Origin of the sequence: Mesorhizobium sp. B2-7-2 (genome assembly GCF_006440775.1) — a bacterium.
Classification (GTDB): Bacteria; Pseudomonadota; Alphaproteobacteria; order Rhizobiales; family Rhizobiaceae; genus Mesorhizobium.
Window position 1 is genome coordinate 339,036 of the sequence record NZ_VFTZ01000001.1, and the last position, 15,923, is coordinate 354,958.

The 15,923-nt window shown below is 62.4% G+C and carries 9 protein-coding genes; 5 read left to right on the forward strand and 4 right to left on the reverse strand.

Translation table 11 applies throughout. The annotated features are described in order from the left end of the window. Positions 1-2: 2 nt before the first annotated feature. On the reverse strand, positions 3-623 hold the full coding sequence (locus FJ425_RS01765) for a hypothetical protein (RefSeq protein ID WP_140721315.1): 621 nt from the start codon (positions 621-623) through the stop codon (positions 3-5). A gap of 11 nt (positions 624-634) precedes the next feature. Beyond that, positions 635-1,222 carry a type III secretion protein gene (locus tag FJ425_RS01770; protein ID WP_246677852.1) on the reverse strand — a complete coding sequence of 196 codons (588 nt, stop codon included), beginning with the start codon at positions 1,220-1,222 and terminating at the stop codon, positions 635-637. 292 nt (positions 1,223-1,514) lie between these two features. On the opposite strand from FJ425_RS01770, the gene FJ425_RS01775 reads away from it, so the two are divergent. Beyond that, positions 1,515-2,237, forward strand: coding sequence for a L,D-transpeptidase (locus FJ425_RS01775; RefSeq protein WP_246677853.1), 723 nt, complete (start codon positions 1,515-1,517; stop codon positions 2,235-2,237). A gap of 3 nt (positions 2,238-2,240) precedes the next feature. Further along, the gene (locus FJ425_RS01780; RefSeq protein ID WP_140721318.1) at positions 2,241-3,167 is read left to right on the forward strand and encodes a LysR family transcriptional regulator; all 927 of its coding nucleotides are present in this window, start codon (positions 2,241-2,243) and stop codon (positions 3,165-3,167) included. Positions 3,168-3,179: 12 nt separating this feature from the next. Here the strand turns inward: FJ425_RS01780 and FJ425_RS01785 are convergent, their stop codons facing one another. Together FJ425_RS01785 and FJ425_RS01790 are read right to left on the reverse strand one after the other, a co-directional pair. Next, positions 3,180-12,668, reverse strand: coding sequence for a LysM peptidoglycan-binding domain-containing protein (locus FJ425_RS01785; protein WP_181175762.1), 9,489 nt, complete (start codon positions 12,666-12,668; stop codon positions 3,180-3,182). Positions 12,669-12,879: 211 nt separating this feature from the next. Further along, positions 12,880-13,728, reverse strand: coding sequence for a MurR/RpiR family transcriptional regulator (locus FJ425_RS01790; protein WP_246677854.1), 849 nt, complete (start codon positions 13,726-13,728; stop codon positions 12,880-12,882). A 221-nt stretch (positions 13,729-13,949) separates the two neighbouring features. Between FJ425_RS01790 and FJ425_RS01795 the strand changes: the two genes are divergently transcribed. The 3 genes from FJ425_RS01795 to FJ425_RS01805 all read left to right on the forward strand — a co-directional run bounded on the left by FJ425_RS01795 (position 13,950) and on the right by FJ425_RS01805 (position 15,696). After that, positions 13,950-14,135, forward strand: coding sequence for a hypothetical protein (locus FJ425_RS01795; RefSeq protein WP_140541216.1), 186 nt, complete (start codon positions 13,950-13,952; stop codon positions 14,133-14,135). 107 nt (positions 14,136-14,242) lie between these two features. Further along, positions 14,243-15,259: an EscD/YscD/HrpQ family type III secretion system periplasmic domain-containing protein gene (locus FJ425_RS01800; RefSeq protein ID WP_140541217.1), complete on the forward strand. Its 1,017-nt coding sequence runs from the start codon at positions 14,243-14,245 to the stop codon at positions 15,257-15,259. Next, positions 15,256-15,696 (forward strand): hypothetical protein, encoded by a 441-nt coding sequence (locus FJ425_RS01805; RefSeq protein WP_246676275.1) that lies wholly within the window; start codon positions 15,256-15,258, stop codon positions 15,694-15,696. The genes FJ425_RS01800 and FJ425_RS01805 overlap by 4 nt, the downstream gene beginning before the upstream one ends. Positions 15,697-15,923 lie beyond the last annotated feature (227 nt).

A 15,923-nucleotide genomic window follows, 5' to 3' on the forward strand; every position in this document is an offset into this window, starting at 1 on the left:
GCCTACTGTTGCTTGATCAGCGTGCTGGTGGACGACGTCACGGCCTTCACGCTGCTGGTCACGACTTCCAGATTGGCTGCTGCCCACATCACTGAAATGGATCGCTCGAGCAGTTGCTGGGCATTCTTTGCCGGCGCATTTTCGGCTTCCTTGCCTAACGGGGCGGCATCCTGGGTGGCGGCTGTTTCCGCCGGCGCCGGGGTGTTTGCCTTGCCAAGGGCCTTTTGGACCTGCTGCATGGTTCCTTCCAGCGACTGGACAGCGGAACCGAACAGGGCCGAGGGGTCCGTGGCCGCGCCCCCTCCGGTCTTCTCCACCTCGGCCAGATAGTCGAAGAGTTTGCGCTCGACGATCGGCTCCGCCCGCTCCGATCTCGAAGATTGACCCGCCATTGCCGGATTGGCTCCGGACGATGGCTGGGCCACCTGTCGGCCTGCGCCGGTGGCGACATCGCCGCGCTCGGGCGCGTTGGGTTTTGCCGCATCGTGCTTTTCGTGCTTGGCGTCCACCATCGGGCTGCCCGGCTGCGCGGCCGCGCCGACGGTGATCTGCTGTTGCGAGCCTATGCCGGTGGTCAAGCTTGCCAGCGAGGCCTCCAAGGCTCCAATCGGCGCGATCTGCATGAACCTGCCTCCTATTCCTTCGTCGGTTTTCCGGAGGGAACGCTTTGCGCCTCCGCCTGCCTTCCGCGAAAAACGCGGACCGAGACGACGTTGCCGGGCTCCTGTTTGTTGCCCTGCGCGGCCGGAACTCCGAGTGTCTTCCTGATGAGTTCGATGTAAGACGGCGGCCCCGATACCGAGACGACGTCGTCCTGCCTGGACACCTTGATCGGAAACTTCGGATCGATGACGCCCAGCCGCGAAAGTCGATCTTGCGCGCCGGCGGCCGTGTTGGCATCGAGCGGAATCAGCTCGGTCTGGACCTCAGCTTCGGTGGCGACATTCATGACGATACCGTCGAAATGCCAGACCAGACCGTATCGATTGCAAATCTCTTCCAGAAATTCGCGCGCCGTTCCAACTGGCATACCGGCGCTCAACCGTCCTTTAACGAGCTTGCTGACGCGCATCGGCACCCGCATGTTGCGGCCAAGCTCGGCGAGCGCATCCGTCACCGACTGGTCGATGGTGATGTATTTGTAGGGACCCGCGGGCCAGCGTGGCTCGGCGGCATTCGCCTGCGAAGCAGCAAGCGTGAACAGCAGGATCACACCAGCCATGAAGGCAGCGTTGGCTCCCGACAATCGGTCCACGAGGCAGGTACCGCGTCCCGTCAAAATTGGTCCTATCGCGGACGCACGGAACGCAAGCCCGCATCGCCCGTCTCATGGTTACCCGCCAAGCTCACCCTAGCGCGTGCGTCGCTCAAATGGAAGTCCAATTGGATTGAACTCGCGTATTTGGTTCCAAATGTTGCGATCAGCGAGCAAAGCGATATGGTGCGGCTGGAATCGGGCAGCGAAGGCTCGCGGTCGCCGGTTTTGTTGCTCGAATTTGAAGGGATCAGCCCCGGTGGCGGCATGCAAGAACCTGCTCTTGAGCTTGAATGCTCCGGCCGGCATTGCTTGGCAATGGCCCCTGACCGGGTCGAGGCTCGGCAAGGGCTTGGGTGAATCGGTTCTGGTCGCTGCCACGTTGACTGCCACGATGGCGCCAGCGCATGGTCAATCGAACAGCGGCTACGACCCGCGAAGCTGGAGCTACGATCAAGCCCGAAATGTGCTGGTCTCGCCATCCGCTCCCGGCCAGGTCGCGGATGGCGAAACGCGGCCGGCGTGGTCGCCAATCGCGAGGGAGATCGTCGATTTCGGTGAGACGCAACCGAAGGGATCAATCGTGATCAACACCAGGGAGCGGCGCCTCTATTACATACTAGGAGACGGCAAGGCGCTGCGATATGCGGTCGGTGTCGGCAAGGAGGGTCTGGAATGGTCCGGTCGCGACACGATTTCGAACAAGAAGGACTGGCCGGATTGGCGGCCGCCGGCCGAAATGCGGTCCAGGGAAGCATCGAAGGGCCGCTTGCTGCCGGCACACGTCGCGGGAGGGCCGAACAACCCGCTGGGCGCACGCGCGCTCTATATCGGCAACACGCTTTATCGTGTTCATGGCACAAATCAGCCATGGACTGTCGGCCACGCCAACTCCTCCGGTTGCATTCGAATGACCAATGAAGACGTTATTGACCTATATGACCGAGTGAAGATCGGCGCCCAGATTATTGTCCGGCATTGAACCGTGATCCCTTTCAACATCAAGCAGCTCGAAACCTTCCTCCTGGTGGCGACTTTCGGAAGCTTCCGAAAGGCCGCGGAACGCTTGAACACGACGCAGCCGGCGGTATCGACGCGCATTGCCAGTCTGGAAGAAGCGCTCGGCGCCAAGCTGTTCGAAAGGCAGAGCAGCACCGTGAGGCTGACCGCCGAGGGCCAGCGGCTGCTGCCGCCGGCGCAGCGGGTCTTGCGTGTCGCCGAACAGCTGCAATTGGCGGCAAACTCCCTTTCAGAGACCGCGGGAGTGCTCAGGCTCGGGGTTGCGGAGACCATCGTGCACACCTGGCTTCCCGATTTCCTCAAGGAATTGCAGGCCAACTATCCGCTTGTCGACACTGATATCGTCGTTGACACGACGACGACGCTTCGCAATGAGCTCATGTCCCACCGGCTTGATCTTGCAGTGCTGATGGGCCCCATTCAGGAATACAGCATCGAGAATATGGAACTGCCCTCCTTTCCGCTCGTATGGGTTTGTTCACCGTCGTTGAAATTGCCCAATCGAGGCAAGCTGACGCTGAGCGACCTGATGCGATTTCCGATCATCAGCTATGCGCGCACGACGAGACCCTACAGTGAACTTTACCGCAAGCTGACCGGCGAGCTTGAAGCGACGCCGCGTATCTTTCCGGCCAATTCGCTGGCCGCCTCCGTCACGATGACGCTGAACGGGATCGGTATCGCCTCCCTCCCCAGGGAAGTCGTTCAGGATCATACTGCCAGCGGCTCGCTACGCATCGTCGATTGCGAATGGCATCCCTCCGACCTGCGGTTCACCGCCTCGTACTCCTCCGAACCGTCCAATCCGATAGCGGAGCGGGCGGCAAAGCTGGCCGGCTGCATCGCACATGCGTTCGCCGCAAGAATCGGCAAGGCGCAACCTGACGATTAGACCCGCGCCGTCTCAGCCGACCGCCGCAATCGGCAGGTAGATGCGGTCGCCGGAGAAAATCAAATCCGGGCTTAGAATATGATCCATGTTCAGCACCACCGTATCGGCAACATCGGCTGAATGCGCCCTGGCGATCAAGCGGATGCTGTCGCCGTTCCTGACCTCGACCCACTGATAGCCGTCCTTCTCCAGTGTCGGGTTCGTGCGGCCCTGCGGATTGCTGCTGCCTTCGGGATGAACCTCGACATAGTCGCCGGAAGCCCAGCCGCTGTGCGTTTTGCCATCCGGTCCGAAACCTTCGACGGGTATCCAGGCCTTTCCCGACGGGTCGGTCGAAGGCTTCGCGGTCTGTTCGACGAATGAGCCGGGTCGCAGAACCGTCACCACGGCGGCGTCGTCCTCGGGCTGGCTTCGCAAATTCAGGCCATCGTCCGCCGACACCACGAGTTGCGGGAAATGTTCGGGCGGGGTCTTCGGTCCGTCTGGAACATCCGGGTGATCGTCGGGCTGCTGGGAGGACGCATCGCCATCCGGCTTATTCGGATCGGGCGGGGCGACCGTCTTGGGGTTCCAAGGTTGGGCGAGCAGCGAGTCCAGTGAGAAGAGAAGCATTCCGATGCCGAAAGTGACGCCCAGGGTCCAGCGATCCCATGCAGCCCATTTCTTCTCGGATTTCGCAGCGGCCGCGATATCGCCATCGGTTCGCGGCACCGAACGGCGGTTCATCCGGTCCGTCCTTATCGCCGACGCCCAGAACTCCGCGCAGCCGAACGTGAACATAGAGCCGGCGACCGTGGCGATCGGCGCCGGCCAGGAATGCAGCGTGTAGACGGCGCAGCCGAGCACATAACCAGGGCCAGCCAGATGCTCGGCCAGGTTCCGGATCACCGGCCTGCCGGTGAACGATTGCAGCATCGACTTCGTGCCATAGACGACATTGCCGAGCGAGAACGTGCTGTTGACGAGAAGGTCCTTGCCCTGGATCATTCCGGTCGCCGCGCCTGGCGCCGCGGCGATGAACGTGGCGCCGCCGAGCGCATTGAGGAACCGCCCGAACGGCTTATGGCTTGCCGTCGCATTGGGAAAAATCGCCTGCGTGCCGAACACGAAGCCCCGCACGCCAAACGCAACCGCTCCGGCGGTGGCGGTCCAGGTCGGTGGCAACGAACTCCACAGCACGTAGGATGTGGTCGACATGCCGCCAAAGGTGGCGAGAGCCTGCGCGTTTTCGCGCATCCTTGCATTACTCAGCGCCAGATCGACGCCGGCGGCCTGGTCCGGCGTCACCGTTTTTTTGTGGGTCGCCCGGAAGGTGGTCAGTTGTAGCACGGAGAGGCCATTCGTTTGATCCCCGCTCATCCACCCGAACTGCTCGGGCGTGAATTTTCGGAACTGGCCGGGGCTCGATTCCTCGAACTGTTTTGGCGTCACCGCTTCGATCTGCGGCTGGGTCAGAGCCTCGGTGTGGTGGATCGTGAAGGCGCCCCACTGATCGCGGGTCAACTGGGGGATCTGCCTCTCGGTCAGCCACGGCACCTGCCTGGGATCGAGCTTCGCCATGTCCACGGAGCCGATCATGGTTTCGGGGATAGCTGGAATCTGGCGCTCGGTGAAGTTGGTCAGCAAGCCGGTCTCGCCCAGGTCCTTGAACTGCTGCGACGTGAATTTGGAGACCTGGCCGGGCTTGAGCCACGGAACCTGGCGCGCTTCCAATGTCGACGCGTCGAGGAGCCCTATTTTGTCTCCTTTCACCGCCTGTACCTGCGGTTTCGTCAGGTGGCGCGTCAGACCGGCTTTGCCGAATTCGGAGAACTGCTGGTCGGTCAGGTTGCGGATATGGCCCTCGGTGAGCCAGGGAATCTGCTTCTCGCCGAGGCCCGCTATGTCGACAAAGCCAATCTTTGCCTTGGGGATACCGCGCAGTTGGCCCTTGGTCAGATAGGGCAGCAGGCCGGCCCGATCCATATCGCGGAACTGCTGCTCGGTCAGCTCGGCCGCCTGCTCGCGCTTAAGCCACGGAACCTGGTTCGGCTGGAAATCGGCCATGACGAGATCCGGCACCTGATCGAGCGGGGTCGCCCTGACGTCATCTCGCGTGAGCGGTCCATTGTTCGAAGCCTTGTTTGCCGGCGCAGGACGGCCAGTTTCGCCGGCGGGACCGGAACCAGAAGAGGTATAATCGTCGTACACGCCGTCGGCGTACCGGCTGTAAAAATCCACGTAGGTTCCGTCCGCAGTGCTTGGCTCCTTGTCACCGAATAGCGCCCCCATCTCGTCAACGGCTTGTGTTCGATCAATCTCGCCAACCTTGTAACGAGCGAAGACATCGGCTTGGGCGGAATTCCAGTCGGCGCCGAGGATGGCTGCCGGCTTGCCGCCGTTGGCTGCAAGCTCGTCGGCAACAGCGTACTGAACAAATCCTGCTTCGCCCTCGACGTTCAGATAGGCGGAGACAACCGCATCCCTGTAGGCCTGCCGATCCGGGAAATCCCCAGGATGGAGATCGATTGGAGCGTCACCGACGTGCGACAATTCGTGGCCGAGCAGGTCGACGAACTCCGCAAGAACGGTGTCGCCGTCCGCGTCGTCAGAGCGGAATGTCTCGGCGTCGACAAAAACGACCTCCACGTCGCCGACATACTGCGACCCGGTCGCGGTCAGGTCGTCGCCTGACTGGGCGTCGGAAATCCTGAGATCGTGCCGCGCGGGATTTACGATGCGCACCTCTTTCGCGTGAGCGTCGCGCAAGAGCTCCATCAATGTCGGAGACCGGCTGATCTGATCGATGAGATTGGTTTTGGTGACCTCCGGCATGCCGAGGCTCTGAGGGAGCATGTCATCGAGCAGGCTTGCCGCCTCTTGGCGGTTGGCCGCGATTTCGTCCTGCGCAAGCGGCTTGGTGGATGATGGATCTTTTGACCCATCCGCCGCAAATCCTGGTCCTTTCGGCGCTGGCCTGGGCGCAGCCCGAATGCCGTCCCCACCGGCCTCGGGTGGCCTTGCTTGCGAGGAAAGGAACGTCAGCACGCCGTCGGCGACGTCCTGGCGCATGAACCCGCCATCGACGATCGACGGGCCGAAATCGCTCTTGAACTGCTCGATCGCGGCGAGCTGGTCAGGCTCGGCCCGTTGCTCAAGTCCGTTCAGGAACTTATCCAAGGACGTCTTGCCGCCCTTTGGGATGCCGGTCGCGGCGCCGTCGCGCGAGTATTCCACCGCGCGAGCGAGCCAGGCAGGGACCGTCAACCGATCCGATTGTCCGTTGGGCCGATCGAAAGTCAGTGTCGCATTCTCGCCCTTGGCGATCGAAGGAGCGCTCTTGGCCGCCTTCGACTTGTACTGGAACCTCACTTCGGCACTGTAAGCCACCGCGCCTGCCGGCAGCGGAGGCGTGGAGAACGAAACCGTATAGCGTGTCGCCGGAGTCCCGTCGGAACCGTAGAGATTCCTGTAGATGTTGCCGGCGCTTGGCATGTAGCGGGACTGTGGCGCCCCTTCGGGTCGGGAACCCGCCGGAAGCCAGGACTGTAGCGCAGACTTCACCTTGTAGGTCGCGGACGTGACCATCCGGTCCGGATTGAAACCCAACACGCCCGGCAGCTTGTTGCCGTCATTGAAGATGACGTCGACCAGCATTGCCTCGGGATTGACGACGCGAGCCTTTTCGCCGGTCAGCAAGACAATGTCCGCCGTAGGCGATTTGCCCGGTATGGCTGAAAGTCGCAGTCCGCTCAGCGTCGGCTCATCGACCAGGGGAACGGTGTTCGTCGGGTCGATCTGGCCGGATTCGACGAGGTCGCGGATCGACCGGATGCCATCGCCCTGCCCGATGGCCGTGATGAGTTCGGACGCCTTGGCCGGGTCCTTGACGGCGAACTGTATCTTCAGTTTTGTCGAGCCAAGGGCCGACTGGATCTGGTCGAACGCCTGTGCCGATACAACGTCGCCCGGTTGCAGCGTGTCCGTGACAGGCAGTTCGGGACGCTTCTCGAAGCCGATGCGCGGCATCTGATCGACAGCCGCGACATGGTTGGCCACGATCGGCAGGCGTATGCCGGCCTTGGTCTCGGTCATGACGCGATCGAATGGAAGTGTTCCCTGCAGTGCGACATGGCCGGAGCTGTTTTCCGCCGGCACGCCAAAGAAGTCATGCTGGCCTGGCGCGAGGCTAACCTCCTTGCCACTCAGCGAAGGCGTGTAGATCATCTCGATCACGGTGCCCTGGCCGTCGGGCGTCATGCCGACGACAGCGGCATCGACCGGCTTGGCCTCGTAGCCGCTGGCATCGTGGAATATCGCCTTGCTCGCCGCTGCGGACAGGTCGCTGCTGCGAACCGGGAAGGCCGTCTGATTGGATACCGGCCAGACCCCAGCCTGAAGGCTGGTGATGTTCCTGTATTCCCGTGCCCGGAAAGACACCACGCCCTGGGTGCCAAGCGCGTCCTTGACCGGCGCCAGGCTGCGTTGGCCGACGCTGTCGAGGATCGACCATCCGATCATGCCGAAATCGGTTTTGGTGCCGACGCCGAAGCCAACTGCGGCAACGGTTGGCGACCCGATGCCGAACGCCTGGCCCGTATTCAGCCTCACCCGGAAGGTGACGCCGACGCGGAAGTCGGGCAAGGTCTCGCGAAGCGGCGTGCGCGGTATCTGAACGCCGTCCGGACCATAACGCTCAGCCATCTCGCGGCTGGAATAGTAGCCTTTCTCCTGTTCATAGCGGGTCACGAGCTGCTCGGCGCTGAGGCCGTCGAGATAAGCCGATGGCGTCTTCGGATCCTTGCCGCTGGTGTAGACGTAGCCGCTCGTGTCGCGATCCGGCATGCCGGTAAAGCTGAGCGTCTGCGGATCCCACACCAGGCGTACCGGTGCCTCCGTTCCTGTCGGCTCACCCGGCAAGACGATGGGGTCGCCATCGGCGGGATGCGTTGTGTCGTGGGCAGTCGAGCCATCAGGATCGCGGCCCGTCAGTGCCGTTGGATCATTGCCGCCGGCGCCATCGGTCTTGACTACTTCTCCCAGGATCACCGGGTGGCTGGGATCATGGAAGACCTGCTCGCCCGTCGACCGGTAAACGCCATCGGCGCCAATTTCGTAAACATTCATCGGGTGCCCGGAGGGACCGGGACCAAGCGCCGGCCGCGACTGCCGAGGTCCCTTGCCGCCGGGCGGCTGCTGAAACGGACCGCCGTTGCCTGGCGGCGAATTGCCTCCGGGAGCGTTGGGGGTTGCGTGTGTTCCCGTTCCTGGCCGCATGGTGCGCAGACCGTGAATGCCGAGCCCCGTGCCGGTGACGCCTGTGCCAAGACCCGTCAGCGCGTTGGCAAGTTGGACACCGTTCATCTGGTCTCCGTTGGCGGCGAGATCGTACGCGGATGTCGCCAGCAAAGGTGTGCCGACAATCACCGAGCCGACGTCCAGCCCCCACGCCGCCTTGTTCAGTTTGGCGCTCGATTGCATGTAGGTGCGGGTTTCTGACGCCAACGCCCAGTTCGACCGTGTCGCGCCTATGCTTCCGGCGAAGGCACGGGGACTGGCGGCAAGGCCTGCCAGGAATGACTCGCTCTTCGCCGCCATGCCGATGGTGCGCAGGCCGCTGGAGGCCACGGGCAGGACTGTTGTCGCCGCGCTTGCGATATTCGTCAGCGATTCGGTGTCGTACCACTCGCCACCGTGATCCAGATGGTTGGCCTCGTTTATAACGGCTCTGGCTCCGAGATAGGCCGCGCCCGTATAGGCCAGCGGCGCGGCGACCGGCGCCGCCGGCGTGAATGACAGGATGGTGGCAATGCCGGTACCGATGCCAACCAGCGGATCGACAACCTTATCCCAGACCGAGACGTTTCGCGCTTTCACCACCTCAAGCGCGATCTTGCCGTCGGCGCCCGCCTTCATCTCCAGGTTTTTGGGAACGACAAGCTTGCCGTTCTCGCCAAACTGGCTGTTGTTGTCCTGGAAATCACCAAGGTCATCGAACTTCTTGCCGGTGGCATCGACATAGCGGGTGTTGCCGTCCCCGTCGCGCACCGCAAAGAGGGTAACCTGCTGTGTTCCGACTTGGTCGTCGACATAGAAGATCGGCACGCTGCGCACATACGGATTGTCCCCGCCGATATCGCGGATCTCGTCCGTCACATTATCTATCGCGTCGCGCCCATCATCGGTCGAACTGTCCAGGCCGAGCTTCTTGCCGACCGCTTCATCAAGGGTCGCGCCCGACTGTTGCCTGAACTCGTTGTCGTAGCCGTTGGCGAGCAGCTGCTGGAACCTCGGCTGATACATGCCGTCGAGCGCCTGCGGCTCATGTTTATCCAGATAGGTTTTGTCGACCGTGGTGTTGTCATCCGCCAGCAGCGAAGGCTCGCTTAGCCGAAGCTCATGATAGTCGCTGAAGCCTTGCACCACCCTGCGCAGATCCTCGGCCTGCGATATCTGAAGCCTGACGGCACCCAGCTTGAGCTTGGCGACCGCGACTTCGGGATCGACCCAACGGCCGCTGGTATCGTCATCTTCCGTGTCAAGATCGATCCAAACCGCCTTCCCGCCCTTGGTCAGCGCATCGATCCCCGTCTTGTCGTAGTTTTGGGCAACGTCCGGCGCCACCTTGATCTTCTGCCCGCCGACATCGATCTCGACCGGCTGCGCGCCATCGGGCAGCGTGCCCGCAGGAGCCTCGATCATTCCTGGTTTGTGGTTCGTCAGCGCATTGTCGAAATTGGTCTGCAGCGCCGGCAGTTGGGTCTTGAGGTCGGCAATGCTGTTGCCGAGCTGCTTGTCGAGAACGTCGTTCAGGTTCATGGCCGCCTGCTCTTCGCTGGCCTTTACCGATTGCAGACCATTTGCCGTGCAGGCTTTTGCGTTGGCATCGTAGCCGGCCAGAAGCGACTGCCAGTCCTTGTTGAGTTGGCGATCGCGATATTCGTCCCTGACATTCTTGTCGGTGAGACTGTAGGTCAGCTGCTGTTCGGTGGTTCCCTTGTCGAAATGGTTGACCACCCAGAGCTGGCCGTCACGGATCTCCAGCGTCGAGTTCTTGTAGTGCCCGAGGTAATCGCCGTTGATGCGATTGTACTTCTCGTCAAAATTAAACTTCTGCTCGCCAAGATACTCGTTGGACAGCTTCTGCTCGAGATCCGTCTGCCGCGCATTGACCTGCGTGGCATCGGCATGGGCATCGAAATAGTTCTGGTAGCCCTGAGCCAGTTCGAGTTGGCTACCTGCCGTCGTCTGCAAGCTCGTGAGTTCCTTGTATTCCTTCGAGTCCTTGGGAACGCCGTTGAGTTCGGCCTGCCCGACCAGGAAATCGACGGTGAGCTTGTCGCCCTTGCTCAGATGCAGACCGACCTCGGAAAACAGCTTGTCGACGGCAGAGTGGTCGGCGACGCTTTGATCGCGTTGCGGATGAAGGTCGGGAGTGCCCCGAGCGCTGACGGCCGGCGCATTCGGATCGCCCAGCGGGGCTAGCGGACCCTGCCCGGCGATGGCGTCCTTGAGGACGTGCCCGGCGTTCTCGTATTCGCCGCGGGCATCCCGCGCGTTCTGCAGCAAGATGTTGGCCTTGGTCGTCCGCTCGTGCGCATCGGCAAGCGTGCCTTTCGGTTTCTGAGCGTTCCATTGCAGGCCGTGCGGCGCCAACGCCTTGTTCAGGATGGTCTGCGCGCCACCGACGGCATCCTTGTAGGCGGGATCGAGCATATCGACGTTGAGCTGCTCCTGCCCCTGGCCCGCCAGAGCCCGCGTCTCGGTGACGCGCGACAGCGCGATGTTCTCGTCGATGATGGCCTGAGCGACCTGGGGATCGGCCCAGGTCCAGACGCCGTCGATCTTCATCGGCATCCACTTTCCCCCGGAGGGCGCGTTGCCCTGCGGCGGATCGCCGAAAGGATCGACAACCCTGTTCTGCCCGTCAAGCTTGGGCTTGGCGGGCGTACCCAGGTGGTATTTGTCAATCAGGGCCTGTTTGTCCTGTCCGGCCTTTTCCGCGGCGTCGATAAGACCTGGCAAGGCCTCTCCCGCCAAGACCCCTTCGACGAAGGTCTTCACGACCTCGCCTTCCTTCGCCTCCTTGGGGTCGCTGCTGTTGGGGTTTACCGCCAGCAGTGTCTTGGCCAGCGCCTCCTGCGTGCTTCCTGCCTCGATCTGAAGGTCGGTGCCGGTGGTGGTGTTGTGCAACGTCGAGCTGCCATCGGGCTTGGTGGTCAGGGTATAGCCGTTGAAGGTGACCTTCACGGTCGTGCGCGTACCGTTTTCGATGGTGACCTTTTCTCCGGTGTCGATGATGTCCGGATCGCGGGACGAGCTGAATAGCTCCGGATTCGTGCGCCTGAGATCATCCAGCGTCACGCCATATTGCTGCGCGATGAGGGTCAGGTTGTCGCCCGGCTCAACCTCGTGCTCGACAGGCTTGCCGCCATTGACCTTCTCGGTGATGGTCGTCGTTACCCGGCCGTCCTTGTCGGTGACGGTCTTGGTCTCGGTTCCGTTGCCATCGACGGACAGCGACGTTTTCTTGCCGTCCGCCGTGGTGGTGACGGTGCGCACGTCGTGCTGGTAGTCGTGAGAGTAGACGGTCTTGCCGCCGCTGCGCGGGTCGACGAGCTCTACCGACTGCGCGTCGCTGCTGCTGGTGCTCTTGACCTGATAGCCTGCGGCCTGCAATTCGGCGATCACCTGCTCGTCGGTGAGACCATTTTCCTTGGCGATCTGGTCGACGCTTTTTCCGTCGGCAAGATCGTGTTTGATGTCCTGCGTGGTGGACCCACCTGGATCCTGGGAGGGCGCCAGTATGGTTTTGCGGCCGTCCGGGCCGGTGACGGTGGTCACCGGCAGGGAAGGACCAGCGCCCGGCCTCACCGTTTCCACCGACACGCCGTCGGTCAATGACGTCCGTTCGGTAACGGTTCCGGTCCCGAGGTCGTCCTCGTAGCGCGTCGTTATAGCGCCGGTGCCTGAATTGTAGGTGGTGGTTTCCTTGCGTCCGAGCCCATCCCGGATCGGCGAGGTGGTCGTGGCGCCGCCGGGCTGCTCCTGGACGGTCGCATAGTAGCTGTCGTGCTGGTAGTCATAAAACTGCGTGACGGTGCGGCCGCTGGCATCGGTGATTTTCGTCGTCTGCGTGTCGCCGTTCGGCGCACTGTTGTCCGACACTGTCATCCCGCCGGACCTGAGCGCTGTGATAACCTGTTCGCGCGTCATGTGGCGGTCGGACGCAATCTGGTCGATGCTTTTGCCGCCGGTAACGTCGTTGACGATGTCGCGGGCGGTGTTGCCTGCTGCGGGGTTGTCCTTGGCCGGACTGCCATCGAGGTCCACCAGCGTCACGGCAGGCGTCGCGAGATTGGTGTTCACGTAGAGTGCCGGCGTCACCGTCGTGCCATTGCCGGCGTTCGCAACATTGACGCCCGGTGTCGCCGGTGCCGGCGTCGGCTGAAGGGAACTCAATTGCGTGTTTACATGCGCCAACTCCTGGCGGGCCTGGGCCGCCCAATCGCGTTCGCCCATTCTGTTGGCGAGCCTGATCTGATCCCGCAGTGCCGCCGCCTGCGCCTCCAGCCGTGCGACCTGGGCTGCATCCGCGTTGGCGTTGACCTTCTGCGTCTGGAGGGGCGGCTTGGTGAGCGTTATCGGGCGAACCATCTGGACGACCTCCGGAAATCACTGTTGCCGGCGGCCCGGCCGCCGTCACACCCGCCCCGATCGCAGCCTTCCGCGGTTATCGAGGGGGCTTCCAATAGATGCCGAAAGCAGCAAGCTGTTCTTCCGACTGTTTCACGCGTTCCGCGGCATCCGTTCCGGACCGCGCCGCCGTCAGCGCCGCCAGGATTTCGACGGCGGCGAATGCGGGCGCCATGCTTCGGAAGAACGATTGCGAATTCGAGGTAACGATGATCGCTTCCCGCGCGATCCGGGTCAGCGGGGACACGCTGCTGTCGGTAATCGCCACCACGCCGACGCCCTGCCGGGCCGACTGGCGCGCCACCTCTATCGTCGTGCGCTCGTACGGCGACATGCCGACGGCAAGGAGCACGTCGCCGCGTCCCGCGTGCTGAAGGGCCTCCAGACCTTGACCGGTCATCTCGCCGACCAGCATCACCTTGCGGTCGCCGCTGGCCGCCAACGACATGATGTCAACGAAATGGCTCGCGACCGGATAAGCCGAGCGTAGGCCGAGGCCGAAAAGATTGCGCGATCCGGCAACGAGGTCGGCGGCTGCGTTGAATTGCATGGCGCTACCGTATTCGCCAAGACTTGAGATCTGCGCGGCGAGAGCGTCGGCAACGACGCCGACCGTCGAGAATCCCAAATCGCCGTCCCGTTCGATGCCCTGCCGTGCCGGCAATCCTCCTGTCGTCTCGCGCAGCGCGCGCGCATAAAGGCTGCGCATGTCCTCATAGCCTTCAAGGCCGAGCCACCGCGCCAATCGCATCATCGTGCTGTGCGAAACGCCGGCCTGCTGGGCCTGCTCGCGCATCGACATCAGCGCCACATCCTTAGGATGATCCAGCACAAAACGCGCTGCGATCCGCAGTTGCGGCGGCATCGTCTCAAACCGTTCGGCCAACAGCTCCGCCAAAGGACCTTTTTCCATTCCCAATCACCCCATTCACCCCGTCGCTCAGGTTACTCCGCGAACGCCCGGAACGCAACAGTTGGAACAAAACTCGCTCATATATTCCAAGTGGACTTTCATTTTCGATCGCCCTGCCCTAGATTGCGACTGCAAGGTCCTGGACCGCGTGCACGAGCCTGGGCTTGCAACCTGAACAGCCCCTCAAGGAGACAATGATGGCTGCCACCCCTCCCATTACGTCCGGTTCTGCAGGGTCACCGGAACAAAACCTGGACAAGATGATCAAGCAACAGGAACGCATGTTTAACCTGGAGATCACGAAAGATATCGCGAAATCACAGCATGACATGCTGATGAGCACCGCCAAGACGCTCGGCGAGTCGGCTGAGAAGGCCTGACGCGAAGCATGCTCAAATCTATGCGCCGCCGACAGCGACCGGCGGCGCACTTGCCTGACGGAAGTCCGGCTGCATTTGAAATCGCCATTGGCGGGAGATGAAGTGGCATGACCGGTAGTCCTGTCGGCAGATATTTGGACGCTGTGCCGGCGCGTCGGCTGCGATCGATTATCGCCCCGTCGCCGTCATCCGCACAGTCCATCGCGCTCAGCGTAACCCACGGTTTTCATGCCGGCGCCGAACTCAGCCTGGTTGAGGCCCTGTATACGATCGGCTCCAGCACCGAATCGGACATCGTCCTCAGGGATGCAGGCATCGCCCCGATCCACGCCAGGCTGCGGCGCAGGGGCAACCAGTTTGAAATCGAAGCCGTCGGCGGCGATGTTGCGCTCCCCACAGGCGAAATCATCCGTCAAGGACAGGGCAGCCGCTGCAGGTTGCCGTTTGTCATCGCTATCGGTGACGCCCGAATCCGGCTGGTCAATCCGCAACGCCCATCGAGCCAGTGGTCGCTCGGCAACCGCTCCATGTTGGTTGCCGGCAGCGTTCTTCTTGCCGTTTTTGCCGTTTCTGTCGCTGCCAACGGGTTCTCGCTCGCCAAATCAGATCTCGCCAAGTCAGATATTGGCTCGCAGGCATCGTCTCGAGACGATCAACCGGTCAAAATGGCATTCGCCGGCGAGCGCGGGCAGGAAGTGCTGGACGATTCATCGCCGGCGCAGATTCAAACCGTCGCCGATGCGGAAAGCCAGCTCAAACAGCGTCTTGATCAGTCCGGCATAAGCTCCGTAGCCGTCCAGCGATCGCCCGGGCGCCTGGTGGTTTCCGGCGTGATTCCCGATGACAAGAGCGGCGTCTGGACCGAGACGCAATCCTGGTTCGACCAGACCTTCGGCGGTCAAGTTACCCTCGTATCCAACGTCATGACCGGCAACGCACAGCAGGCGCCGCGCCTGATGCTGCAGGCGATCTGGTATGGCGACCGGCCCTACGTCATCGCAGCCGACGGCGCACGCTATCACGAAGGCGCATTCACCGATGACGGCTGGACTATCAAGCATATCGGTGAGACGGAACTTCTGCTGACCAAGGGCGGCGCCACGGTCGCGCTGAAATATCCGTGAGCCGCCGGCTCGAAGGGCCGCGCCTCGATTCGGCGAGGATGGAGACTGCCGGCCGCGACGTGCATCAGGCCGAAGGCGTGCGTGGTCAAACGATCAGCCGGCGACGGATGAATGGCGCCGACAAAGCCGCGAAGGGTGCTGCGGGGACGAAATCGGCCGCTGCCGCGGAGAGGCCCGAGAGGGCGGAATTCCAAGCCTCTGGAGAGGCCGCCGGCGAATCGCTGGATGAAATACTCAGCAACTTCGTCATGCCCGCCATTCCGGAGCCGGCCATCCTGCGCCGTTCGGTGCCTATTTTGCAGCATTTCATAGCGAACCTGGTCCCGGACCTTGAGGGCGGCGAGCAACTCAAAACGCTCGCCAGAACGCTGATCGAGGATGAAATCGAACGTCATCGCGATCTGCTTGGCCGCCTGCAGGAAGGAATCGAAATCTGACCGACCCGCATGACACCGTCCATCTGCTGCATGTCCTGGGCTATCTCTACGGTTGTCATGGGCAGGCAAAGCGGGGCGCGGCGTACCTGCTTATCGCCGCGCAGCTCTCACCGGAAAATGCCGGCGTTCTCAGGACGCTGGCGCACCTGCTCATACTGGATGGCGAGGCCGAAAAGGCGCTTGCGACGATTGCCAGGCTGGAGACTTTGGAAGGAATGGACCACCCG